The following is a 23836-nucleotide window of genomic DNA, read 5'->3' on the forward strand; positions in this document are numbered from 1 at the left end:
TGGAGCACGTCGGCCTCTTGGGCGGGGGGTTTTCCCTACCTCGTGCCGGGGGTGCCCCGACCGGAGGCGGCCACGCCGGACCCGGCCGGACCGGCGCCGTCCGTGCGGTCCCGCCACGGCAGCTCCGCCGTGATGGCCGTCGGGCCGCCCGGCGGCGACTCGACGACGAACAGGCCGTCGACCGCGTCCAGCCGCTCGGCCAGACCGCGCATGCCCGTTCCGCCGTCCAGCCGGGCGCCGCCGTGGCCGTCGTCCCCCACCTGGATCAGCAGCCGGCCGTCGGTCCGCCAGACCTCGACGGAGGCGGACCGCGCCCCGCTGTGCTTGCTGACGTTCTGGAGCAGCTCGGAGACCGTGAAATAGGCGATGCCCTCGATGGCCGCGGCCGGACGCGACTCCAGGTCGACCGTCACCTGCACCGGCACCGTGCACCGCGAGGCCACCGCCGACAGGGCCGCGTCCAGACCGCGGTCGGTCAGCACGGCGGGATGGATGCCGCGGGCCAGGTCGCGCAGCTCCTGGAGCGCGAGCTTCACCTCGCCGTGCGCCTCCTCGACCATCGCGGCGACATGCTCGTCGGACCGGCCCTCCAGCAGCTTCTCCTTGGCCAGGCCCAGACCCATGGCCAGATTGACCAGCCGGGCCTGTGCCCCGTCGTGCAGGTCCCGCTCGATGCGCCGCAGATCCGCGGCGGCCGTGTCCACCACGACCCCGCGGTCCGACTCCAGCTCCGCGATCCGCCGCTCCAGCTCGTCGGACGGCGACAGCAGGCCGCGCACCATCGCCCGGTCCACGTTCGCCAGGCCCCGCGCGAGGAAGGGCAGCACCGGCCAGAGCACGAAGAGCGAGGTCAACGTCACCGTGAAGGTGAACACGCCCCAGGGCAGCCGTATGAAGTGGTACAGCGCCGAACGCCAGCCCACCGGGTCCTTCAGCGCCGCCCAGATCCGGCCGAGCAGTCCCTTCGAGCCGTGCAGCGACAGCGGGCTCGGCTCGTCGATCCGCACCCCGAGCAGCGCCCGTGCCCGCGCCCGCTCCAGCCGGCCCAGCAGCCGCGAGCCCATCAGCCCGAGCGCCAGCAGCGGGAAGCCGATCACGTTGAGCGTCAGCGCGCTGGCGGTCAGCAGCACCGTCACCACGTAGACGAAGCCGAACAGCGATACTGGGAGGTTCACCAGTAGATGCGTGATCTCCTTCCAGGTGGGCAGGTCGTAGGCGAAGCGGGCCGGGGGCAGCCGGTCCTCGGTGCCTGCAGCCGCGGGATCGGCGGCGGAGATGCGAGCGGTCATAGGGGTCAGCGTGCCGTGCGGCGGCCGACGGCGCCATGAGGTGGGCCGCCCTCACCCACTGGGGAAAACCCCACCTTCGCGTCCCAGGGTGTGACGGGCTGCTTACCCGCCCTTTATCAGGGCCTAGACTCCCGTGCGTACAGATCGTCGAACAGCCGAACAGCACGGGGCCGGGAAAACAGGTCCGACAGGGCCAGGGAGTGAGGAACGGACGGTGCGGGAGACGTTGCGGGGGTCGACCGCCGTCGTCGCGGCGGACTACTTCCAGTCCTATTCGGTCGTCGGACTGCTCGCCCTCGTCGGCGTGCTGTTCGTCGCCGTCGCCTTCGGTGCGGGACGCCTGCTGCGCCCGGTGGTCCCCACCCCGGAGAAACTGCTGACGTACGAGTGCGGCGTCGACCCCGTGGGCGAGGGCTGGGCGCACACCCAGGTCCGCTACTACGTCTACGCGTTCCTGTACGTGATCTTCGCCGTCGACTCGATCTTCCTGTTCCCCTGGGCGACGGTCTTCGCCGCCCCCGGCTACGGCGCGACGACGCTCGTGGAGATGTTCATCTTCCTCGGCTTCCTGGCCGTGGGCCTGCTGTACGCATACAAGAAGGGCGTCCTGGCATGGACGTGACCCCCATCACCCCCGAACCGGTACCGCTGCCGGAGCCGAAGCGGCTGGGCGCGCTCGCCCGGCTCGCCCCGGAGCCGATGAAGATCGTCCTGAACTGGGGCCGGCGCTACTCGCTCTGGGTCTTCAACTTCGGCCTCGCCTGCTGCGCGATCGAGTTCATCGCCGCGTCGATGGCCCGGCACGACTTCATCCGCCTCGGCGTGATCCCGTTCGCGCCCGGGCCCCGCCAGGCCGACCTGATGGTGGTGTCCGGCACGGTCACGGACAAGATGGCGCCGGCGATCAAGCGACTGTACGAGCAGATGCCCGAGCCCAAGTACGTCATCTCCTTCGGCGCCTGCTCCAACTGCGGCGGCCCGTACTGGGACTCGTACTCCGTCACCAAGGGCGTCGACCAGATCATCCCGGTGGACGTCTACGTTCCCGGCTGCCCGCCGCGCCCCGAGGCGCTGCTCCAGGGGATCCTGAAACTCCAGGAGAAGATCGCGCGCGAGTCGCTGGGGGAGCGGTACGCGACCGGGCCGGCCCGTCCTTCGACGGCGGCGCTGCAGAGCGGGCTCGTACGGCCGCCGGCCGTCGCGACCACCGGCGAGGGGGACCCGCGATGAGTGGGGCCGGCTGGCTGCCCGCGCCCGTCGACGAACTCTTCGGGACCGGGGCCACGGCGCAGGAGTCCTACGAGGTCCTGACGGTGGACGTGCCGCCGGACACGTGGATCTCCGCGCTGCTGACCGCCCGCGACGAGCTGGGCTGCACGTATTTCGACTGGCTGAGCGCCGTCGACGAGCCGGGCACGGGCTTCCGCGTCTCGGCCCACGTCGTCGCCCTCGCCCCGGTACGGCGCCTGCTGGTGCGTACGACGGTTCCGCACGAGGCGCCCGTCCTGCCCACCGCGGTGGACGTCTACGCGGGCGCGGCCTGGCACGAACGGGAGACGCACGAGATGTTCGGCGTCTCCTTCCAGGACCACCCCGGCCTGGACCACCTCCTCCTGCCGGAGACCTTCGAGGGCCACCCCCTCCGCAAGGACTTCGTCCTCGCGGCCCGCGTCGCCAAGGCCTGGCCGGGGGCCAAGGAGCCGGGCGACTCGGACCACGGCGGGCCCAAGCGCCGCCAGATGCTGCCGCCGGGCGTGCCCGACCCCAACGAGTGGGGCCCCCAGAAGGGCCAGCTCCCGCCCGCCCCGTCCCGTCCGGCGCGAGGCGCGGCCCGGGCGGCGGGCGACCGCCCGGCACGCCGCACGCGCACGGCGGCGGAAGGCTCGTCCGGTCAGACGGAGACGACCGCTCCCGGAACCGAGCAGCCCGCGGCCCCCGCCGCCCGGCCCCGCCGGATGCGCAGCGCGAGCGACGGCTCGGCGAGCCAGACGGCTCACCACGACGAGGGCACGACGTCGGGGTCCGCGGCTGCGTCTGAGGGTGCGGCGTCGGGGTCCGCGGCTGCGTCTGAGGGTGCGACTGCCGGGTCCGGGGTTGGCGCCGAGGGCGCGGCTCGGAACGCCGGCGGGCGGCGTGCGGAGGCCGAAGGCTCGGTGCCGCGGCGTGAGAGCCGGGCGGCGGGGCGGACCGGGAGCGCGGCGTCGGGGTCTGCGGCTGAAGGTGCGGCCGCGGAGGCCGGGGTGACGGCCGAGAGCGCCGCGACCGCGCCGCAGGCTGCGGAGCCGAAGGTTGCGACGACCGCCGAGGGCACGCCTGGAGCCGGCGGGCCGGGGCCGGAGGCCGAGGGCACGGCGAGGCGGCGCGGAAGTGGGACGGCAGAACGCACGGAAGGTCCGGCGGCTGAGTCCGGGGCCGCGCCCAAGGGTGCGGCGGCCGGCGCCGAGGGCGCGCCTGGGCGGGACGGTGCCGTAGTCGGAGAGAGTGCCGCTGAGGGTACTGGGGCCGGGGCTGAGGGTGCGTCTGAAGGCGCCGGGGCCGAGGGTGCGGTGGCGCGGGAGCAGGCTGGGCGGGCTCGGGGCGCGAGCCGGGAGGCATGCGGCGGCGGGGGTGCCGAGGCGGAGGTTTCGGGCGGTGCCGACGGCGCGTCCGGGCGGGACGGTGCCGTAGCCGGCGAGAGTGCCGCTGAGGGTACTGGGGCCGGGGCCGAAAGCACGGCCGCACAGGCCCCGGGGGCCGAAGGGCCGGCCGCGGGAGGCCGGCGGGCGCGGAGTGCGGCCGATGGGCCGGCGTCGCAGCGCGCGGAGGCCGCGGGGCCTCGCCGTGCGCGGAGTGCGAGCGAGGGCTCGGCGTCCCAGCGCGGGCAGGCGGCGGCCCCGAAGCCGCCCACGGCACCGCGCAGCTCGGACGCCCCCTGGCACCACGCCCGCCCCGCGTTCGACGAACCCGAACCGAAACCGGGGCCCGCCCCCGAGAACGACGACCCCGACGCCACGACCCCCCCCACCACCCCCGACGACCCGGAAGGAGGCACGCGGTGAACGACACCGTCGACGTCGCCCTGCGACTCGTGATCGTCTTCGCGGTGTTCCTGACCTTCCCCCTGATCGTGGGTCAGACAGAGCACAAGGTGATGGCGCACATGCAGGGCCGTCTCGGCCCCATGTACGCCGGCGGCTTCCACGGCTGGGCCCAACTCGTCGCGGACGGTGTGAAGTTCGCGCAGAAGGAGGACGTGGTCCCGGCCGGTGCCGACCGCCGTGTCTTCCAGCTCGCCCCCGCCGTGGCCCTGCTGCCCTACCTCCTCGTGCTGCTCGCCATCCCGATCGGCCCCGGTGAGGGCGCCGTCGGCCAGGTCCTCGACGCGGGCATCTTCTTCGTGCTCGCGATCATGGCCATCGGCGTCCTCGGCTCGCTCATGGCCGGCTGGGCCTCCGCCAACAAGTTCTCCCTCCTCGGCGGTCTGCGCACCGCCGCCCAGCTCCTCGCCTACGAACTGCCGATGCTGCTCGCCGCCGCCTCCGTGGCGATGGCGGCCGGCACGGTCTCCCTGCCCGGCATCGTCCACGCCTTCCACTGGTGGTGGCTGCCCTGGCAGATCGTCGGCGCGATCGTCTTCTTCGTCGCCGGCCTCGCCGAACTGCAACGCCCGCCGTTCGACATGCCCGTCGCCGACTCGGAGATCATCTTCGGCGCGTACACCGAGTACACCGGTCTGCGCTTCGCCCTGTTCCTCCTCGCCGAGTACGCCGGGATCGTCGTCCTGTGCGGCCTGACCACCGTCCTCTTCCTGGGCGGCTGGCACGGCCCGTGGGGAGCCGACGGCCTCGGCTGGGTCTGGACCCTGCTGAAGACGGCGGTCCTCGCCTTCGTGGTCATCTGGCTCCGCGTCACCTACCCGCGGCTGCGCGAGGACCAGCTCCAGAAGTTCTCCTGGACCCTCCTCGTCCCCCTTTCCCTCGCCCAGATCGCCCTCACCGGCATCGTCAAGGTGGTGATCCAGTAGCCATGGCCCCCATCCCCGGCAGCGGCCTGGCCAAGGGCCTGGCCGTCACCCTCCGCACGATGACGAAGAAGACCGTCACCGCGCAGTACCCCGACGTCCAGCCCGACCTCCCGCCGCGCACCCGCGGCGTCATCGGCCTGTTCGAGGAGAACTGCACCGTCTGCATGCTGTGCGCCCGAGAGTGCCCGGACTGGTGCATCTACATCGACTCCCACAAGGAGACGGTCCCCGCGGCGACCCCCGGCGGCCGCGAACGTAGCCGCAACGTCCTCGACCGCTTCGCCATCGACTTCTCCCTGTGCATGTACTGCGGTATCTGCATCGAGGTCTGTCCTTTCGACGCCCTGTTCTGGTCCCCGGAGTTCGAGTACGCCGAGACCGACATCCGCGAGCTCACCCACGAGCGCGACAAGCTGCGCGAGTGGATGTGGACCGTGCCCGCGCCGCCCGCCCTCGACCCCGGCGCGGAGGAACCCAAGGAGATCGCCGCCGCCCGCAAGACCGCCGAGAAGCTGGCGGCCGCGCAGGCCGAACCGCGGGAGGGGGACACGTGAGTATCGCCGCCGCAAGCCACGGCTTCCTCTCCCCGACCGGCGTCGAGATCGCCTTCCTCCTCGTCGGCCTGGTCACCTTCGGCGCCGCCCTCGTCACCGTCACCACCCGGCAGCTCGTGCACGCCGCCCTGTGGCTGGTGGTGACCCTCGGCGGCCTCGCCGTGGAGTACCTGCTGCTCACCGCCGAGTTCATCGCCTGGGTGCAGGTCCTCATCTACGTGGGTTCCGTCGTCGTCCTCCTCCTGTTCGGCCTGATGCTCACCAAGGCGCCCATCGGCCGCTCCCCGGACGCCGACTCCGGCAACCGCTGGGCCGCCCTGACCGTCGCCGTCGCCGCCGCGGCCGCCCTGGTCTGGGTGGTCGTCGACGCCTTCCGCACCACCTGGATCGACCTGGACGGCGCCGCCGCCGGATCGACGAAGGTCACCGGCGAGAGCCTGTTCCAGAACTGGGTCCTGCCCTTCGAGGCCCTCTCCGTCCTGCTCCTGGCCGCGCTGGTCGGCGCGATCGTCCTGTCCCGCAAGGCGAAGGCGGCCGCGGCCGTCCCCCAGGCCTCTGCCGCCACCCAGGCCCCGCGGACCCACGGCGACCCGGGCGCGAAGGAAGGTGTCCGCTGATGCACCTCGCCTATCCCGCCGTGCTCTCCGCCCTCCTGTTCTGCACCGGCCTGTACGGCGTCCTCGCCCGCCGCAACGCGATCCTGGTCCTGATGTCCGTCGAGCTCATGCTCAACGCCGTCAACCTCAACCTGGTCGCCTTCGACGTCTGGCTCAGCAGGGCCGCGATCGAGACCCTGCACTCCGGGCAGGCCCTGACCCTGTTCACCATCGCCATCGCCGCCGCCGAGATCGGCATCGGCCTGGCGATCGTCCTGGCCGTCCACCGCAACCGCGGCACCTCGGACATCGACCGGCTCCGCGACTCCGCCGAGGGCCCCGACGACTCCGACGACGGCCCCCACGGGGGCGCCGCCGCGGCCGCGCAGGCCGCCGAGAAGGCTGAGGCCACCGCGTGACCACGACCACCCTCGCCGTCCTCGTTCCGCTCCTTCCGTTCCTCGGCGCCGTGGCCGGCCTGCTGCTCGGCCGCACCGCGCCCGGCTTCGTCCGCCCGCTCGCCGTCCTGCCGGCCCTCGCCTCCCTGGTCCTGGCCGTGCTGGTCGCCGCGGACCAGGGCGGCGGGCGGGCCGTCGACGCCGCCACCGAGCTCACCCCCACCGGCTCGGTGCCCATCGAACTCGCCCTGCACATCGACGGCTTCGCCGCGCTCGTCGCCGTCCTGGTCGGCGTCGTCGCCACCTGCGTGCAGATCTACTCCATGGGCTACCTGCGCGACGACCCGCGCTACCCCTCGTACGCCGCCCTCGTCTCCCTGTTCACCTCCGCGATGCTGCTCGTCGTCTACTCCGGCGACCTGATCGTGCTGCTGGTCGGCTGGGAAGTCATGGGCATCTGTTCCTACTTCCTGGTCGGCCACTACTGGGAGACCCCCGAGGCCCGCGCCGCCTCCATCAAGGCCTTCCTGGTCACCAAGCTCGGCGACGTGCCCTTCCTGATCGGCCTGTTCGCGCTCGGCACCGACGCGGGGTCCTTCCGGATCACCCAGGTCCTCGGCACCGTCGCGAGCGGCGGACTGCACCACCCGACCCTGATCGCCCTGCTGCTCCTCGCCGGTGTGGCGGGCAAGTCGGCGCAGTTCCCGCTGCACACCTGGCTCCCCGACGCCATGGCGGGCCCGACGCCCGTCTCCGCGCTGATCCACGCCGCGACGATGGTCGCCGCCGGTGTCTACTTCGTCGCCCGGCTCCTCCCCGTCTTCCAGGCCTCCTCGGCCGCGATGGTCGTCCTCGCCGTCATGGCCGCCGTGACGATGGCCGGCTCGGCGCTCGCCGCGCTCGCCCAGGACGACATCAAACGCGTCCTCGCCTACTCGACGATCGGCCAGCTCGGCTACATGACCGGTGCGCTCGCCGTCGGCGACCGCGGCGCGGCCGTCTTCCACCTCCTGTCGCACGGCGCCTTCAAGGCGCTGCTGTTCCTCGCGGCCGGCGTGATCATCCACGCCGCCGGCACCAACTCGCTGGCCGCCATGTCCCGCATGAGCAACCTGCGGGACCGCGTCCCGGACGCCTACTGGACGATGACCGTGGCGCTCCTCGCGCTCGCCGCGGTCCCTCCCTTCAGCGGCTTCTTCTCCAAGGAGTCCGTCCTCGGCGCCGCCGAACACGCGGCCACCGGGCACACCGGCCACGCCCCCGTGGCGGCAGGCTGGACCGTCCTCGTGGCCGGCCTCCTCACGGCCCTGCTCACCGGCGCCTACGCCATGCGCCTGTGGCTGCTGGCCTTCCGCGGCCGGGGTGCCGAGGCCCCCGACCACGGCAGGCAGCCCCTCGTCATGAACGCCGTGCTCTGGGTGCTCGCCCTCCCGTCCCTCGCCTTCGGCGGCCTGGCCTTCCGCGTCCTGCCCGGATGGTTCGACGGCCGGGACCTGACCCCCACGCTCATCACCTCCGTCCTCGGCACCGGTGTGGCCCTGGTCGGCGGCATCGTCACCTACGGCGCCTGGCAGCACACCACCGCGCTCGCCGCCCGGGTCCCCCTCGGCGCCGTCGCCGCCCACCCCGAGGGCGACGCCGGACTCGTCGAGGCCGAGGCCATCGCCACCCACCGGCCCGCGTACGGAGACATCGCCCACGTGGCCGACCCCGCCGACCCCGGACGGCTGCTGCTCGGCCCGCTGCACCGGCACGCGGCCGTCGGCTTCCACCTCGACGCCGTGTACGCGGCCCTCTTCGTCCGACCGGTGCTGGCCGGAGCGAGCCTCGTCCGGTTCCTCGACCGGGAGGTCGTCGAGACCTACGTACGCGGCGCCGGAGCCGTACCCCGGCTGCTCGGGGCCGCCGTACGGCGGGCCCAGACCGGCAATGTGCAGACCTATGTGAGCGCGCTGCTCGCCGGCACCGTCGTCCTGGCGGTCGCCGCCGTCCTTCTGGCCACGGGAGCGTGAGCAGGCGTGATCGATATCAACGAGTCCGTGATGCAGTTCCTTCTGGCGTTCCTCGTCGCCGGCCCGCTCCTCGGCGCGCTCGCCGCCCTCCTGCCCGCACCGCCCGGACTGAAGGGGAAGTCACCCGAGCAGGCCGTGCTCCGGCACGGCGTGACCGTCACCGGCGCGATCCTCGCCGCCGCGATCGTCCTCGCGCTCGGCTTCGACCACGCCCACCCGTCGAAGATGCAGGCCACGACCGACATCAGCTGGATCCCCGCACTCCACGTGCGCATCCACCTCGGCGTCGACGGCATTTCCCTCCCCCTCGTCGTACTGACCGCGCTGCTGACCTTCCTCTGCGCGCTGTACTCCTACTTCAAGCCGCCCACGGGTCCCACCCCGAAGGCCTTCGTCGCGCTGCTGCTCCTCCTCGAGTCCGGCACCCTCGCGACCTTCGCCGTCCTCGATCTGCTGCTGTTCTTCCTCGCGTTCGAGATGGTCCTCATCCCGATGTACTTCCTCATCGCCCGCTGGGGCGGCGAGGGCCGTCAGGCCGCCGCCTGGCGGTTCATCCTCTACACCCTGCTCGGCTCGGTCGTCATGCTGCTCGGCCTGCTCCTCATCGGGCTCAAGGCCGGCACCTTCGACATGGTGGCACTCGCCACTGACAACGGCCGGTCACTGACCGCGTCCGTGCAGGTCATCGCCGTTCTGGCGATCGGTATCGGGCTCGCCGTCAAAACGCCGATGTGGCCGCTGCACAGCTGGCTGCCGGACGCGCACACCGCCGCCCCGACCGTCGGCTCGGTGCTGCTGGCCGGTGTCCTGCTGAAGATGGGAACGTACGGCTTCGTCCGCATCCTGCTGCCGATCGCACCCGACGGCTTCCGCACCTTCGCGCCCTACCTCGCCGCCCTCGCCGTGGTCGGGATCATCTACGGGTCCCTGGCCTGCCTCGCCCTCGCCAGGCAGGGCGCGAAGGGTGACCTCAAGCGGCTCATCGCCTACTCCTCGGTGGGCCACATGGGTTTCGTCCTGCTCGGCATCGCCACCATGACCCCCACCGGCGTGAACGGCGCCCTGTTCGCCAACATCGCCCACGGCCTGATCACCGGCCTGCTGTTCTTCCTCGTCGGCGCGCTCAAGGACCGCACCGGCACCACCGACCTCGACGCCCTCGCCGAGAAGTCCGGTGCCGCCCTGTACGGAAAGGCCCCACGCCTCGGCGCACTGCTCGCCTTCGGCGCCGTCGCCTCGCTCGGCCTGCCGGGCCTGGCCGGGTTCTGGGGCGAGATGCTCGCCCTGTTCGGCTCGTTCCGGCCCGCCGCGGACCTCAGCCGGCCCGCCTTCCTCACCTTCATGGCGATCGGCGCCTTCGGCACCCTGCTGACCGCCGCGTACATGCTCGTCGTGGTCCGCCGCGTCTGCATGGGCGCCGTACCGCGGCAGGCGCCGCAGCTCGCCGACGTCCGGGGCTACGAGTTCGCGGCCTGGACCCCGCTCGTCGCCCTCACCGTCCTCGCCGGACTCTGGCCGAAGGCCCTGCTCGGGCTCACCGACCCGGCCGTGCAGCAGCTCCTCGCAGGAGGCACCCGATGAGCGCCCTGGCCCAGACGGCGGCCCAGTCGGTGGTCCAGTCCGTCGACTGGCTCGCCGTCGCGCCGCCCACCCTCACCGCGGTGATCGCCCTCGTGGTCCTCGTCGCCGACCTCTTCGTGCCGGAAGCGCGCAAGCCCCTCCTCGGCTGGTTCTCCGTCGCCGGACTCGCCGCCGCCGCGCTGCTGCTCCTGCCCCTCCTCGATGGCGACCGCGCCACGTTCTGTCAGACCGGCCACCCCGACGTCTGCAGCTACACCGCCGACCGCTTCACCCTCGTCATCCAGTTCCTCGTCCTCGGCGGCGCCCTCCTGACCGCCCTGCTGTCGGTCACCGCGCTGAAGGACGCGCGCAAGGCACTGCCCGAAGGGGAGTTCTGGTTCCTGCTGCTGGCCTCCGCCGCCGGTGCCGCGCTCCTGCCCGCCGCACGCGACCTGGCGACCCTCGTCGTCGCCCTGGAGGTCGCCTCCCTGCCCGCCTTCGCCCTCGTCGGCCTCCGGCACGGCGACCGCAGGTCCTCCGACGCGGCCCTGAAGTTCTTCCTGTCGTCGGTCACCGCCACCGCCGTCAGCCTGCTCGGCGTCAGCTTCGTATACGCCACCACCGGCACCCTGTACCTCACCCGGATCGCCGAACGCATCCAGCACGTCGACGGTCAGCTCCACACGCTCGCCCAGACCGGCGTCGTCCTCACCCTGGTCGGCTTCGCCTTCAAGACGGCGGCCGTCCCCTTCCACTTCTGGGTGCCCGACACCTACGTGGGCGCCCCCCTGCCGGTCGCCGCCTACCTGTCGGTCGTCGGCAAGGCCGTCGGCTTCACCGGACTGATCCTCGTCACCGTCGTCGCCTTCCCGTCGTACTCCGGCGCCTGGGGTCCCGCGATGGCCGTGCTCGCCGCGCTCACCATGACCGTCGGCAACGTCGGCGCCCTGCGCCAGCAGGCCACGCGCGCGTACAGCGCGGTACGGCTGCTCGCCTGGTCCTCCGTCGGCCAGGCCGGCTACCTCCTGGTGCCGATCGCCGCCGCCGGCTACTCCAAGGACCCGCAGAAGTCGATCGGCTCCACGGTCGCCTACGCCCTGATGTACGCCGCCGTGAACATCGGCGCCTTCGCCGTGGCCGCGCTCGTGGGCCGTGCGAAGGAACGCAACCGCGTCAGCGACTACCGCGGCCTGTACGCCACGAACCCGCTGACCGCGCTGCTGCTGGCCTTCTTCCTGCTCTGCCTGGCCGGCCTTCCCCCGGGTGTCATCGGGCTGTTCGCCAAGGTCACCGTGTTCTCCGCGGCCGTCGACGCGGGACTCGGCTGGCTCGCCGTCGTCATGGCCGTCAACGTCGTCATCGCGTTGTTCTACTACCTCCAGTGGACGACCCTGCTGTTCCGCGCCCCCGAGGGCGAACCCGTCCGGCACCGCGTCCCGGTCCCCCTCACCGCCGCCCTCGCCCTGACGGGCGTCCTCGGCGCAGCCCTCTCCGGCGCCCCCCAGCTGGTGCTCCGCTTCGCCGGCACCGGTCTGTTCTGAGTCCTGGGCCCGCCACGCGCGCGTGGGGCGCCGGCCCTCACGCGCGCGTGCCGCCCGGCGCCTGGTCACCCGGACGGCCCGCGCGCCGTCGCGCGCACCAGGGAACCCGCGGCCCTCGTCTGGCGTTGACCAGTTCGGAAGGGTCCACTGGACGTGACACCACACGGCACCGGTGGAGTCGAAGCGCAGCAAGCGAAGGGTTCCCCTGCCGCACCACTTGGAGGGCGTACCGTGCACCGCCGGCACAACGGGCTCAGGACCGCAGTCCTCCTCGGGGGACTGTCCGCACTCATCATCCTCATCGGCAGTTTGTTCGGCCGCACCGGCCTGATCGTCGCGGTCCTCGTCGCCCTCGGCACCAACGCGTACGCGTACTGGAACAGCGACAAGCTGGCGCTGCGCGCCATGCGGGCCCGCCCGGTCAGCGAGTTCGAGGCCCCGGCCCTTTACCGCATGGTCCGCGATCTCTCCACCCAGGCCCGCCAGCCCATGCCCCGCCTGTACATCTCTCCGACCGAGGCACCCAACGCCTTCGCGACCGGCCGCAACCCGCGCAACGCCGCGGTGTGCTGCACGGAAGGCATCCTGCGCATCCTGGACGAGCGCGAGCTGCGCGGCGTCATCGGCCACGAGCTCAGCCACGTCTACAACCGCGACATCCTCATCTCCTCCGTGGCCGGCGCCCTGGCCTCCGTGATCATGTTCCTGGTCAACTTCGCCTGGCTGATCCCGATCGGCCGCTCCGACGACGACGAGGGCCCCGGCCTGATCGGCATGCTCCTGATCATGCTCCTCGGCCCGCTCGCCGCCTCCCTCATCCAACTGGCCATCAGCCGTTCCAGGGAGTACGAGGCGGACGCGTCCGGCGCCCGGCTCACCGGCGACCCGCTCGCGCTCGCCAGCGCCCTGCGCAAGCTGGAGATGGGCACCCAGCAGCTCCCGCTGCCCCCCGAGCCGCGTATCGAGACGGCGAGTCACATGATGATCGCCAACCCGTTCCGCCCCGGTCAGGGGCTGTCGAAGATGTTCTCCACGCACCCGCCGATGGCGGAGCGCATCGCCCGGCTTGAGCAGATGGCCGGCCGCCGGCTCTGAGACGACCAGGGACGAAGCCCGGCCGGGGAGAGCCGTCAGGGCCGGCGGCGACGGCGCCCGGCCTCACCCGTCCGGGCGGGGCGCTCAGCGCCCGGCGAATCCGTCGTCCGTCCGCACCACTTCACGCCCCAGGGGCATGAGCGAGGCCGGGATGAGCTTCAGGTTGGCCCACCCGAACGGGATGCCGATGATCGACAGGAACAGCGGGATGCTGGTGATCAGGTGCCCCAGCGCCAGCCACCAGCCCGCGAAGACCAGCCAGATCACGTTGCCGATGAACGACCCCGCCCCGGCCCCGGGACGCTCCACGGCGTTGCGGCCGAACGGCCACAGGACGAATCCCGCGAGGCGCAGCGACGCGATGCCGAACGGGATGGTGATGATCAGGACGAAGCAGATCAGCGCGGCGATCAGGTAGCCGATCGCCATCCAGATGCCGCAGCAGACCAGCCACACGAGGTTGAGTAGCAGGTTGATCACCTTCATGATCGGCATCCTCCAAGATCGTTCCGTCGGCACTGTCCGCTGAGTCAAGTATCGGCGCGATCAGGGGATCTGAGGGGGCCGCGGCTCCCTTGTAGCGTGATCGGGAACGTTCGGAGACGATCCCGCGGTGCGCCGACGCCGTACGCCGGGCCCTACCGCGCCGCCCACCACCGCCGTACGCCGTACGAGGCCATGCCCGCCGCCAGCACCCCGCTGCCCACGGCCACCGAGATCCACGGCAGGGCGAACGCCAGCGTCACGCATCCGACGAGGCCCAGTGCCGGGACCGCCCGCCGGGCGGGGGCGGGATCGAGGGTCCAGGCGGAGGCGTTGGCGACCGCGTAGTACGCCAGGACGCCGAAGGAGGAGAAGCCGATCGCGCCCCGGACGTCGACCGTCGCGGCCAGCACCGCGACCACCGCGCCCACGGCCAGCTCCGCCCGGTGCGGCACCTGGAAACGGGGGTGCACGGCGGCCAGCGCAGCGGGCAGATGCCGGTCCCGGGCCATGGCCAGCGTGGTCCGCGAGACGCCCAGGACCAGGGCGAGCAGCGACCCCAGCGCGGCCACGGCGGCCCCGGCGCGCACCACCGGGACCAGCCCGGGCACGCCGGCCGCCCGCACCGCGTCGGCCAGCGGTGCCGCCGCGCGGCCCAGCCCGTCCGGCCCCAGCACGGAGAGCGCGGCCACCGCCACGCACACGTACACGGCCAGCGTGATGCCCAGGGCGAGCGGGATCGCGCGCGGAATGGTGCGCGCGGGATCCCGTACCTCCTCGCCGAGGGTCGCGATCCGTGCGTACCCGGCGAAGGCGAAGAACAGCAGCCCGGCCGCCTGAAGGACACCGCCGGCGCCGACCGAGCCGCCCACGGCCGCCCGGTCGGCGGCAGAGGCGCCGGACCCCAGACACGCCACGACCACGGCGGCGAGGACCGCCAGCACGACCGTCACGATCACCCGCGTCAGCCAGGCGGACTTCTGGACGCCGCCGTAGTTCACCGCGGTCAGCGCCACCACGGCCGCGACCGCCACCGCGTGCGCCTGACCCGGCCAGACGTACGCGCCCACGGTGAGCGCCATCGCCGCACAGGAGGCCGTCTTGCCGACGACGAACGCCCAGCCCGCCAGATGGCCCCAGAACATGCCGAGCCGTTCACGCCCGTACACGTACGTCCCGCCGGAGGCGGGATACCGGGCGGCCAGCCGTGCCGAGGAGGTGGCGTTGCAGTAGGCCACCAGGGCGGCGACCGCGAGCCCGAGGAGCAGCCCGGAGCCCGCCGCGCGCGCCGCCGGCCCCAGGGCGGCGAAGATCCCGGCCCCGATCATCGAGCCGAGCCCGATGACCACGGCGTCCGCGACCCCGAGGGTGCGCCGCAGCTCGGACGACGATGACGGGGCAGCGGACCGAGTCATGGTCCGAACCCTACTGACCGGTGCAACCGGGGGACGCGGTCAGGGCGTCCCTTTCCACGACGTGCTCCCGGCGCGGGACGAACACGCGTGTGGTAAGCACGATCACAGCACGTGACAAGCACGACAAGCACGACACGGCCTGCGGGCGCAGCAGCACAGCCTGTCCGAACCGAAGTCGAAGCACCGGGACAGTGCAGGCACGGCGTGGAAGGGCAGGTTCAGAGAATGGGCATCATCAGCTGGATCATCCTGGGGCTCCTGGCCGGCGCCATCGCGAAGCTCCTGCTGCCGGGGCGTGACCCGGGCGGCTTCATCGTCACGACCCTCATCGGCGTCGCCGGCGCGTTCCTCGGCGGCTGGATCTCCGCCCGCTGGCTGCACCACCCGATCAGCCGGCAACTCTACGACGGCGCCACCTGGGCCGCTGCGATCGGCGGCTCGCTCGTGCTGCTGATCGCCTACCGCATCTTCTTCGGCAACTCGCGCGACTGAGCCCGCGGGCCGGGCCGGGCCGAGCCGCGCCGGGTCGCGGCCAGCAGGCGGGAAAGGGTGGGCGCCGACCCGGTGCCCACCCTCTGCTCTGTCCTACCGGTAGTTCACGAACTGGAGCGCGAAGTCGAAGTCCTGGCCCTTCAGCAGCGCGATCACGGTCTGGAGATCGTCGCGGCTCTTGGAGCTGACGCGCAGTTCCTCGCCCTGGACCTGGGCCTTCACGCCCTTGGGCCCCTCGTCGCGGATGAGCTTCGCGACCTTCTTCGCGTTCTCCTGGGAGATGCCCTCCTTGATCGACGCGAAGAGCTTGTACTCCTTGCCGGACAGCTGCGGCTCGCCCGCGTCCAGGGCCTTCAGCGAGATGCCGCGCTTGATCAGCTTGGACTGGAAGACGTCGAGGACTGCCTTCACCCGGTCCTCGGAGTTCGCCTCCAGGAGGATCTTTTCACCGGACCACGAGATCGAGGCACCGACGCCCTTGAAGTCGTAGCGCTGCGAGATCTCCTTGGCGGTCTGGTTGAGGGCGTTGTCGACCTCCTGCCGCTCGACCTTCGAGACGATGTCGAAACTGGAGTCGGCCATGTCCTGTGGCTCCTTGTATCGGGGTGCGTATCGGATGCGTGCCGGCGGGCGTGGGGGAGGCCGCCGATCCCGGCCTGCGGGTCGCGGGGCGCGGGTCGCATCCGCACCAGCCTAGCCATCCCAGGCCGTGCCGGCCGCCGATCAATGGGGTGGCGGAGCACCCCTCAGCATCGGGTATTGTTTACGTCGTTGCCGGAGAGCACCGCCGAAAAGCGGTCGGACCGGCGGCATCCCAAGGCGGTGTGCCCGAGCGGCCAAAGGGAGCAGACTGTAAATCTGCCGGCTCAGCCTTCCCAGGTTCGAATCCTGGCGCCGCCACACGACCGAAAGGGTCTGTGACCAGCAGTAATGCTGATCGCAGACCCTTTCGTCGTTGACGGGCGCAGCTTGGTCGCTATGGGTACTTTTTCCCGGTGTGTCTCACTCTGATTCGGGTCCTGACCAGTACGTGTGGGGCAGGCGTGGGGCAGCTTCCGGCCCTCCTAGCTGCCGTTCTTCAGTGCCCGCTCGATTCGGGCGTTCGCCGTGGCGGCGCCGCCGTCCAGGCACTTCGCGTACACCCGGAACAGCACCGCCACGCTGTGGCCAGCACGCGCGGCCACCTCCTGCGGTTCCACCCCGGAGCTGAGCCACGTGGACACGGCGGCGTGGCGAAGATCATATGGGCGCTTCGCCGCCTGCGCGGTCTGTAAATCCCCCGTGGGCGACAGACCCTCTGCGAGGCGCCACAGCGGGTGGGGCGTGCGGGCGGGCCGTGATCGTAACGCGGCGGTGCCCCTCCGCACGGTCGACGGTCGGCCAGAAGGTCGTCCGCGCCTCCTTCAAGCGGTCGGGTGCGCATCCTGCGTCCGCATCCTGCGTGCCAGCAGGCCGAGCAGCACAGCGTTGAACAGCCCGGACAGGGTCGCACCGGCGGTGAAGATCAGCGGGCTCAGCCAGTCGAGCGAGGAGGCCCACTCGGCGGGGGCCGCCACCAGGAGGGCGACGATGCTGAGCGGCGCCGTGGTCATGAGCGGCCAGATCCCTGCGAACCCCGGGTCTGGCAGCAGGTACGAGGCATACAGGAAGAACCCCAGCGACGCCGCGACCACGGCGAGATAGCCGCGCGCGAGCCAGTTGTCCACCGCGGGCGCCAGCAGGGCCCGAGTCCTTTGCGGGCGGCGGCTTGCAGGACGTGCCGTATCCGTTCCCTCCCGCTCGGAAGGGGCCGAGACACTCGGGAAGGACTCATGCGCACCGTGTGATGAGGCGGTCGCGGATCTCGTGAGGAGGGCGCCGAGCACGGCGGCGTTCACGAAGGCGCACAGGAGGAGCCATACGATCCAAAAGCCGATGGCCAGTGCCTCGACCACCCCGCCACCCCCTGTGCCCGGACCGAAGGGGAGGGCCATAGCCAGGAGGGAGAGGGGTGCCGTGAGCAGCAGGGGCATCGGAGCGACGCCGCTCTCCGGGAAGAGGAACATGACCAGGACGGATACGGCAAAGACAGCCAGATAGCCTCTGGCGAGCCAGTTGCCCGTGGCAAGCGTAAGGAGTTGACGCATGCGCGGCAGGCGGCGCTGGCGGGAGGCATTCGCCATCACGGGTTCCTTCGGATCGGTCCGGGTTGGGAGTTTTCAACAGTGGACCGGGAAGCCCCCTTAGGGATGAGTACAAGTACTCATCACCGCTACTCATCACTGCATGATCCGGCGCCATGGACCTGTTCGTGGTTGCGGCTCGTGTACGTCACGTACGACCATCCTGCTCTCACCGGACTGATCACAGTCGCTACGGGGGAGTGGCCCTGCTTTGCACGGCGTTCGGGTTGGTCCTCACGTGCAAGTGAGAGCCACCGGGGGACCGCGATACTCGCGTGTCGCGGCCCCGACTGGCTGGACGACATCGGACCTTGTCCCCCGTGCGTCCCCCAGTGGGACCGCAAGAGCAGCTTTGCCCAGGCCAGCAAGGCTCTAGCCTGCCCGCTGTAAATCTGCTGCGACAGGTGCCGATGCTCATCAACGACGGCGTACGGCGGCGATCCTGCGGCCGTGATCGCGGCACCAGAGCGTGTCTGACGGGTCGCGTCATGCAGACCGTCCCCACCCCCAGAGCTGCCATCGCTCCGCCGTCCGCCCCGCCTTCCCAGTCGGCCGCGAAGGCCTTGGGCGGGCCAGGTCAGCGGCCCCGCTCCCGACAGCCATGTCACCTGAATGGCGCAACAAGATGTGCCGCCCACAGACTGTTATGGCTGGCCCACGCTGGCGACGTAGCCCTCCGGGAACCAGCGGCCGCCGGTCACCCGGTGGAGCCGGGTTCGTCGGGGAGGAAGAACGCTGTCACTGGGAGCGGAGGCCCAGTAGCCTCGGCGGCGTGGCTTCCCTCCAGTTTGTGCCCCAGATGCTCCAGTACTCACGCCCGATCTCGCCTTCGAAGAAGCGTTTCGTGAGGGTCCTGACGGTTTCCTCCGTTGATCGTCCTAGTACGCATTCTGTGTGCCAGTGGGTGACGATCAGGTTGCAGTAGGTGAACTGCCTCCATCGCTGCGACGTGACGGCGTGCGGCTGCGGCCCCCAGCACACCCGAAGGTCAGGCTCATCCAGGGCACGGAACAGCAACTCTCGGTGGTGACTGCGAGTGGATTCCTCGTGAGCTATACGGGTCTGGCGCGCCTGGTAGGCCAGTGATGCAACGGCTCCTAGGAGGGCCGCAGCTGCCAGCAGGACAGATACGGACGTGTAGGTCTGGCTTATCGCGCTGAGCTTTGCCCAGTCCGTGCCGTCTGGGGCTGCGAGCCGCAGGAGGTGCGGTGAAGCAATGATCGCTGCTATCAGCGCGGCCGTGAGCGCGGACCATACGAGGGCGCGCCGCAATCGTCCGTTACCCACTGCTCCCACCCCTTCCACCTCGGCATCATCCCTAGCTCTGCAGGTGCCGACAAGGTGGCATCAGTGTGCCCGGAGGAGCGGAGCGACGGCAGAGCGGCGGGAGTGCTCGTGCGGCGGCGCTTACTCGAACCCAGGCGGCCTCCGCAGCCTGGCTCCACAGGGTGCAAGACGCTTACTGCCCGCCGCGCGATCCAGGCTGCGCTGGTCTGCGCGTGCAGGGGGCACGCGGAGCTGAGGCATGCCTGCCCTTGTGGGGCAGGCATGGGGCACGATCTCGCCCATTGAGCGCAAGTGCTGGTCGCGCCGTGCTGCTCGCGCGGTCTGTAAATCTGCCGGCTCAGCCTTCCCAGGTTCGAATCCTGGCGCCGCCACTCTGGGAAAGACCCCCTCTGATCAGCCTATACGGCAGGTCGGAGGGGGTTTCTTCATTCGTGGCTGCTGTTCGATCCAGCGGCGGATCCGGACGGCGTGTCTCACCCTGTGTCGCCCGAATCCCACCCCTGATCAGGGCGTATCCCCCAGGTGTCCCCCGGGGGATACACGATCACTCGGGCTCGTTCCACTCGCGCAGCGCCGCTTCAATCCGGCTGTTGGCCCGTTCGCGAGTCTGGTCCAGGGCCTTGGCGTACACCCTGTGCAGTACTGCGATGCTGTGACCGGCTCGGCGGGCGCACTCCATCGCGTCCACTCCTGAGCTGAGCCGGAAGGACACCCCAGCGTGACGGAGATCATAGGGGCGCCGGGCCGGCAGGGAAACGACCTCAGCCTCGGTCAGCACACTCTCCCGGTCCTTGGCCCACACCTCCCCGTATCCGGTCTCCTGTAAGAGACCGCCGCGGTTGGTTCGGAAGAACCGACCATCAGGTGCCGTGCCGTGCGTTGCGAGATGCTGCCGGAGCACTCGCACGAAGTGGGGCGGAATCGGCACCGGGCGCGAGTCCTTCACGGCGCGAGCCTTGAGGTGGCGGGTTTCGTGGGCCGTCCCGTCATCCGTCCAGTTCCGCCCGGCGCGGACAATTCCCTGACGCAAGGTCAGGATCCCCCACCCCTTGTCAGGCAGGTGGCACTGAGTGGAGCGGAGCGCGGCGGCTTCCGCCGGCCGCATGGCCGCGTAGTACAGGCACCCGAAGAACGCTTCGAGGTGCTGCCCGCGCGGCCCCTGCTCGCGTACCCCTGCCAACAGTGCCCGTACTTGCCGTGGATTGACGACGCTTTCGGGGTCGACCTCTTCCACAGCTTTCGGGGCAGTCCACTTCACCGCGGTAAGGGGGTTCACTGCACCACCACGCACCCGCGCCACGACGCCTTCCACCCTCCCCCTCCGCGCTGTCGTGCCAACGGCGTCGCGCCGTGAGCCACCCCCGACCCTCCGCGCGCCAACCGGTCCCGACACGATCAGCGGACGTCTCCCCTGGCCACCCTCGGACGGCCCGAAGCACAGCCAGCCCACTTCCAGCGGGCTCCGTATGTCGGCTACGGCCTGCGGGTTTCCTTCGCCCTGGCGCTGCGGAGGGCACATGGGGGACCCGCTGTGGCGCCTCGCAGAGGGTCTGTCGCCCACGGGGGATTTACAGACCGCGCGGGCTAAGTCGGTTTGACCTGCGCCTTTCGCGGCTCACCGCCAAGGCGCCCCACGCATGCCCCTGGCTGGCCGCAGCCTAAGGACATCCGTCATGACGCCCGGCCACGCGATCGAGGTGGTCCTGACGGCAGATGTTGGCCCTGGCCGAGACCGAGCTCAGCGGTGAAGCCGCCGAGGGGCCGGACGGAGAACCTGGGACCATGTAAAAAGCCTGCTGCGGCCCAGAGCGGCCCCACCGCCGTCGAAGCATTCGCGTCGGCTCGAATGACCGGCGGAGCCCCGCCGGGACGGCGGATACTAGGTCCAGGAAGCAGCGACGACAAGCGCGGGCATACGCTTCACTAAGGGGCGTAAGTACAGGTGCGGCAGACTCCTGGGCCCCAGAACTTCGGCCTCCGCTCGTTCGTCCTCAAGCGGTCGCAGGAAGTGCGCCATGGATCATGAACCGTTGCCCTCCGCAGACCACGCGGAGGTCCGCATCATCGCGGCAACGCCGGAGGTCGCCCGCCGCGTTGCACAAGTACTGCGCTGTTGCTTCGCCTCGACCGAGCAGCGCAGCTACCCAGCTGGCCGCGGAGGGGCGACCCGCCTTCACCTGACCATCGACACCTCTCGTGCCGCGCATCCCGCAGCATCCTGGCTGGCGTCCAGCGAATCATCCTTCGAGCACAACCCCGGAGACGAGCTGTGACCAGACGGTGAGAGCCGCACAGCCACCCCCTCATCGCCCGCACCATCGGCCAAAAGCGCTGGAGCGACAGCCGTGACGACACTCCGTGAACGCAAGACCTACCGCAAAGCGGTTCTCCGATCTCTGTACGGGGCCATCGAACGCAATCGCCCCGAGGTCAGTGGAGCGACGCTCCGCGACGCACTCCGCGCGTCCGACGAAGACCTCGCCGCGGCCTGCGCCTACCTCGTCGGCGAAGGTCTGATCACTGTCGACTGGACATCGCACAAAACCCCCGCCACCGTCTCGCTGACTCATGACGGCATCCGGTTCATGGAGGAGGAAGAAGAGTCTGGGAGCGGCCGCTCAGGATGACCAGGCTGGCCCACCCGCTGACCGGGCCGGCCCCGGCCCACCGTCCCGGGCAGCGTGCGGAACGGCGGGTCACTCCACGTCCGCTCCCCGACCGGGCAGCAGGGCGCGCAGATAACGTCGTCGGAAGACCCGCTGCGCGACCAGCAGCACCGGGAACACCGGGCGCCACCACCCGTGTGGGGCGGCACCGGTCAGGGAGCGGATCGTCAGCGCGACCGTGCCGTCCGGGGACCGGTGGACGAGGAAGGCCTCCTCACCGCTGACGGGATGACCGGGCAGGGTGCCGTAGGCGAAGCCGCAACGGTCCGGGGTGTCGACGACGGCGACGACCCGGACCGGCTCCCGCACCACGCATGGACCGAATGCCGCAGTGACCTGGTACTCCGCCCCCTCGACGACCCGCTCCCCTGCACCGTCGCGGCCGATGACCGTGAAGCCGCTGCGCCGCTTGACGCCCCATCGCAGCACCGCGTCCGCCGCGGCTTGCCAGTCCGCCTCCCCGCGGCCGATGACGACGGTACGGGCATAGGGGCGCAGACCTGTGTCCCCCGACGGCCATGGCTCGTCGGCGGGTCGGGTCGCCCCGGCCGGGCCGTAGGTGAGTGCGCCGGCTGCCGGGCCGCGTCTCGTACGGCTGTGGGGCATGACGCTCCTGTGGGGCGTGCGGGCGGGCCATGATCGTAAGCGGTGCTCCTCCGCACGGTCGACGGTCGGCCGGAAGGTCTCGGAAGAACTACGCCGATGCGTTGGCCACGATCACGCCCGCTCTCGTGAAGACGAAGGCGGGGATGCCAGACGCGGCACTACTGCGGCGTGCGCTGTACGGGTGGGCGTACAACCGCAACCGGTGGAACCAGACACCGCCGGACGACATTGCCCAAGCTCTCCGCTGGATGGCCAAGCATTCCATGCCCGTCTCGGCACTGGAGGACCCTGCGACGGTGCGCCTGGCCCTGGACGCCTTGGCCCTGAAGTTGGACGGGAAGACGGCCGCGCCGCGCACCGCCAAGCGGAAGCGCGCCTGTCTGAGCGACGTCTTGGGGCTCGCCGTGGAAGGGCACCACTTCACCATTCCGTGCTCGCCATCACGTGGACCGCTTCGGAGTTGCTCGACAGGCAGTCCAGGATGGCCGCCGCCACGGCGGCTGCCAGGCTGCTGGCAGAAACTTCGAATTCCCGTACAACCACCCCCACCGGTGAGGGATCTGAGCACGTGAGTCAAACAGACTCCACGATCATTGGGCCCCGCGCCGAAGACGAACCGCGAGGAACGACCGGCACCTGGCCCCTTTCTCCACCGGGGGAACGCATGCGTATACGAGTCACCGTGGCCGCCGTCTCCGGCGCCTTGGCCCTCTCCGCCCTCGCCATGCCCGCCGCGCACGCCGCCGGCCCCTCCACCCACCGCGCGGACGCCGCGAAGGTCTTCCAGGCCGCCCGCGCCGCCACCGCCGGGATCAGCGCCCGCACCGCCGCCGCCGACGACATGCCGTACGACCTGGACGTCACCTTCTCCAACCTCAAGGTCGCCAAGGCGATCAAGGTCGGCACCACCAACCGCGTGTCCACCACGATCACTTACACCATGAAGTTCGGCGCCGACGTGGACGTGACCGCCAAGGACTTCTTCACCCAGCCGTACCTCTACAAGGGCTCCTTCAACTCGCCGCAGAACATGCTCTTCGGCGACCGCCCGGCCACCTGCTCCGTCACCTCGGCGAACACGGCCAACTGCAAGGGCACGATCGACATCTACCCGCAGTGGTGGCTGCGCAACGCCGACGCCGGCACCTGGCGCGTGGGTGCTGAGGCCGCCGCGTTGAACGGCCAGGACATCACGTCCGAAGACATCGACTGGAGCAAGGTCGGGCTTGCCGACCAGGGCGGCCTTGGCACCACGCTGGTGCAGCGCAACTCCAAGCTGACCACCGGCGCCAAGCCGAAGCCGGTGAAGAAGGGCAGGACCGTCACCGTCACCGGGAAGCTGTCCCGGGCCAACTGGGAGAGCCGCGAGTACTCGGGCTACAGCGGTCAGGCGGTGAAGCTGCAGTTCCGCAAGAAGGGCACCACCACCTACAAGACGCTGAAGACCGTCAGGACGAACTCCACGGGCAGCCTCAAGACCACCACGAAGGCCACCGTCGACGGCTACTACCGCTTCAGCTTCGCGGGCACCACCACCACCCCGGCGGTCAACGCCCCGGGTGACCTGGTCCGCGTGAAGAAGTAAGCCCTTCGGCGCGCCGCCGACCCAGGCTTCCCAGGGCCGGCGGCGCGACGGGCGCGGCGTAAGGCTGGCTGCATCGGAGCGTGCCTACATCC

The 23836-nt window shown here is 71.0% G+C and carries 23 protein-coding genes, 1 tRNA gene and 2 pseudogenes; 17 read left to right on the plus strand and 9 right to left on the minus strand.

Features of this window, described 5'->3' with window-relative positions:
- Nucleotides 1-35: 35 nt before the first annotated feature.
- A complete protein-coding gene (locus tag ACFY3J_RS15875) occupies nt 36-1289 on the minus strand; it encodes a sensor histidine kinase (protein WP_384176045.1) in 1254 nt (417 codons plus the stop codon).
- A gap of 214 nt (nt 1290-1503) precedes the next feature.
- Here ACFY3J_RS15875 and ACFY3J_RS15880 point away from each other — a divergent pair, with 214 nt between their 5' ends.
- From ACFY3J_RS15880 to htpX, 11 genes are all read left to right on the plus strand, one after another.
- The gene (locus tag ACFY3J_RS15880) at nt 1504-1911 is read left to right on the plus strand and encodes an NADH-quinone oxidoreductase subunit A (protein WP_141359431.1); all 408 of its coding nucleotides are present in this window, start codon (nt 1504-1506) and stop codon (nt 1909-1911) included.
- Entirely contained in the window at nt 1902-2519 is a 618-nt protein-coding gene (locus tag ACFY3J_RS15885) for an NADH-quinone oxidoreductase subunit B (RefSeq protein WP_384176042.1), read from the plus strand. Before ACFY3J_RS15880 ends, ACFY3J_RS15885 begins: the two co-directional genes overlap by 10 nt.
- A complete protein-coding gene (locus ACFY3J_RS15890) occupies nt 2516-4327 on the plus strand; it encodes an NADH-quinone oxidoreductase subunit C (RefSeq protein WP_384176040.1) in 1812 nt (603 codons plus the stop codon). Before ACFY3J_RS15885 ends, ACFY3J_RS15890 begins: the two co-directional genes overlap by 4 nt.
- Nucleotides 4324-5292 (plus strand): NADH-quinone oxidoreductase subunit H, encoded by a 969-nt coding sequence (locus ACFY3J_RS15895; RefSeq protein ID WP_384176038.1) that lies wholly within the window; start codon nt 4324-4326, stop codon nt 5290-5292. Before ACFY3J_RS15890 ends, ACFY3J_RS15895 begins: the two co-directional genes overlap by 4 nt.
- A gap of 2 nt (nt 5293-5294) precedes the next feature.
- Nucleotides 5295-5846 carry a NuoI/complex I 23 kDa subunit family protein gene (locus tag ACFY3J_RS15900; RefSeq protein WP_384176036.1) on the plus strand — a complete coding sequence of 184 codons (552 nt, stop codon included), beginning with the start codon at nt 5295-5297 and terminating at the stop codon, nt 5844-5846.
- Complete coding sequence (locus tag ACFY3J_RS15905) at nt 5843-6463, plus strand: NADH-quinone oxidoreductase subunit J (protein ID WP_384176034.1); 621 nt, start codon at nt 5843-5845, stop codon at nt 6461-6463. The genes ACFY3J_RS15900 and ACFY3J_RS15905 overlap by 4 nt, the downstream gene beginning before the upstream one ends.
- Entirely contained in the window at nt 6463-6861 is a 399-nt protein-coding gene (gene nuoK, locus ACFY3J_RS15910; RefSeq protein WP_384176032.1) for an NADH-quinone oxidoreductase subunit NuoK, read from the plus strand. The genes ACFY3J_RS15905 and nuoK overlap by 1 nt, the downstream gene beginning before the upstream one ends.
- The gene (locus ACFY3J_RS15915) at nt 6858-8852 is read left to right on the plus strand and encodes an NADH-quinone oxidoreductase subunit L (protein WP_384176030.1); all 1995 of its coding nucleotides are present in this window, start codon (nt 6858-6860) and stop codon (nt 8850-8852) included. The genes nuoK and ACFY3J_RS15915 overlap by 4 nt, the downstream gene beginning before the upstream one ends.
- Nucleotides 8853-8858: 6 nt before the next feature.
- A complete protein-coding gene (locus ACFY3J_RS15920; RefSeq protein WP_390841064.1) occupies nt 8859-10433 on the plus strand; it encodes a NuoM family protein in 1575 nt (524 codons plus the stop codon).
- Nucleotides 10430-11953: an NADH-quinone oxidoreductase subunit N gene (locus tag ACFY3J_RS15925; RefSeq protein WP_384176026.1), complete on the plus strand. Its 1524-nt coding sequence runs from the start codon at nt 10430-10432 to the stop codon at nt 11951-11953. Before ACFY3J_RS15920 ends, ACFY3J_RS15925 begins: the two co-directional genes overlap by 4 nt.
- Nucleotides 11954-12184: 231 nt before the next feature.
- Nucleotides 12185-13048, plus strand: coding sequence for a zinc metalloprotease HtpX (gene htpX / locus ACFY3J_RS15930; protein WP_141359421.1), 864 nt, complete (start codon nt 12185-12187; stop codon nt 13046-13048).
- An 84-nt stretch (nt 13049-13132) separates the two neighbouring features.
- On the opposite strand, the gene ACFY3J_RS15935 is transcribed toward htpX, so the two are convergent.
- The gene (locus ACFY3J_RS15935) at nt 13133-13534 is read right to left on the minus strand and encodes a YccF domain-containing protein (RefSeq protein WP_225078024.1); all 402 of its coding nucleotides are present in this window, start codon (nt 13532-13534) and stop codon (nt 13133-13135) included.
- A gap of 152 nt (nt 13535-13686) precedes the next feature.
- On the minus strand, nt 13687-14946 hold the full coding sequence (locus ACFY3J_RS15940) for an APC family permease (protein WP_384176023.1): 1260 nt from the start codon (nt 14944-14946) through the stop codon (nt 13687-13689).
- 225 nt (nt 14947-15171) lie between these two features.
- On the opposite strand from ACFY3J_RS15940, the gene ACFY3J_RS15945 reads away from it, so the two are divergent.
- Nucleotides 15172-15438: a GlsB/YeaQ/YmgE family stress response membrane protein gene (locus ACFY3J_RS15945; RefSeq protein ID WP_141359418.1), complete on the plus strand. Its 267-nt coding sequence runs from the start codon at nt 15172-15174 to the stop codon at nt 15436-15438.
- A 93-nt stretch (nt 15439-15531) separates the two neighbouring features.
- Here ACFY3J_RS15945 and ACFY3J_RS15950 read toward each other — a convergent pair whose 3' ends face one another.
- Nucleotides 15532-16020: a YajQ family cyclic di-GMP-binding protein gene (locus ACFY3J_RS15950; protein WP_225078022.1), complete on the minus strand. Its 489-nt coding sequence runs from the start codon at nt 16018-16020 to the stop codon at nt 15532-15534.
- A 236-nt stretch (nt 16021-16256) separates the two neighbouring features.
- Between ACFY3J_RS15950 and ACFY3J_RS15955 the strand changes: the two genes are divergently transcribed.
- A tRNA-Tyr gene (locus ACFY3J_RS15955) sits at nt 16257-16338 on the plus strand.
- A 164-nt stretch (nt 16339-16502) separates the two neighbouring features.
- Here the strand turns inward: ACFY3J_RS15955 and ACFY3J_RS15960 are convergent.
- From ACFY3J_RS15960 to ACFY3J_RS15975, 4 genes and pseudogenes are all read right to left on the minus strand, one after another.
- Nucleotides 16503-16697 (minus strand): annotated as a pseudogene (locus tag ACFY3J_RS15960) (site-specific integrase); the annotation flags it as partial.
- A 144-nt stretch (nt 16698-16841) separates the two neighbouring features.
- Nucleotides 16842-17600, minus strand: a complete 759-nt coding sequence (locus tag ACFY3J_RS15965) for an SCO4225 family membrane protein (RefSeq protein ID WP_390841065.1) — start codon at nt 17598-17600, stop codon at nt 16842-16844.
- A gap of 738 nt (nt 17601-18338) precedes the next feature.
- Nucleotides 18339-18905, minus strand: a complete 567-nt coding sequence (locus tag ACFY3J_RS15970) for a DUF6082 family protein (protein ID WP_390841066.1) — start codon at nt 18903-18905, stop codon at nt 18339-18341.
- Nucleotides 18906-19431: 526 nt separating this feature from the next.
- On the minus strand, nt 19432-20199 hold the full coding sequence (locus tag ACFY3J_RS15975) for a hypothetical protein (protein ID WP_384175987.1): 768 nt from the start codon (nt 20197-20199) through the stop codon (nt 19432-19434).
- A gap of 703 nt (nt 20200-20902) precedes the next feature.
- Between ACFY3J_RS15975 and ACFY3J_RS15980 the strand changes: the two genes are divergently transcribed.
- Nucleotides 20903-21160 carry a hypothetical protein gene (locus ACFY3J_RS15980; protein ID WP_384175985.1) on the plus strand — a complete coding sequence of 86 codons (258 nt, stop codon included), beginning with the start codon at nt 20903-20905 and terminating at the stop codon, nt 21158-21160.
- Nucleotides 21161-21232: 72 nt separating this feature from the next.
- Nucleotides 21233-21514, plus strand: a complete 282-nt coding sequence (locus tag ACFY3J_RS15985; RefSeq protein WP_384175983.1) for a hypothetical protein — start codon at nt 21233-21235, stop codon at nt 21512-21514.
- 69 nt (nt 21515-21583) lie between these two features.
- Here the strand turns inward: ACFY3J_RS15985 and ACFY3J_RS15990 are convergent, their stop codons facing one another.
- Complete coding sequence (locus ACFY3J_RS15990) at nt 21584-22159, minus strand: DUF1990 family protein (RefSeq protein WP_390841067.1); 576 nt, start codon at nt 22157-22159, stop codon at nt 21584-21586.
- Nucleotides 22160-22233: 74 nt separating this feature from the next.
- On the opposite strand from ACFY3J_RS15990, the pseudogene ACFY3J_RS15995 reads away from it, so the two are divergent.
- Together ACFY3J_RS15995 and ACFY3J_RS16000 are read left to right on the plus strand one after the other, a co-directional pair.
- Nucleotides 22234-22599, plus strand: a pseudogene (locus tag ACFY3J_RS15995) (site-specific integrase); the annotation flags it as partial.
- Nucleotides 22600-22823: 224 nt separating this feature from the next.
- On the plus strand, nt 22824-23744 hold the full coding sequence (locus ACFY3J_RS16000; protein ID WP_390841069.1) for a hypothetical protein: 921 nt from the start codon (nt 22824-22826) through the stop codon (nt 23742-23744).
- The last annotated feature ends 92 nt before the right edge of the window (nt 23745-23836 follow it).

Source organism: Streptomyces sp. NPDC001231 (assembly GCF_042896885.1).
GTDB lineage: Bacteria > Actinomycetota > Actinomycetes > Streptomycetales > Streptomycetaceae > Streptomyces.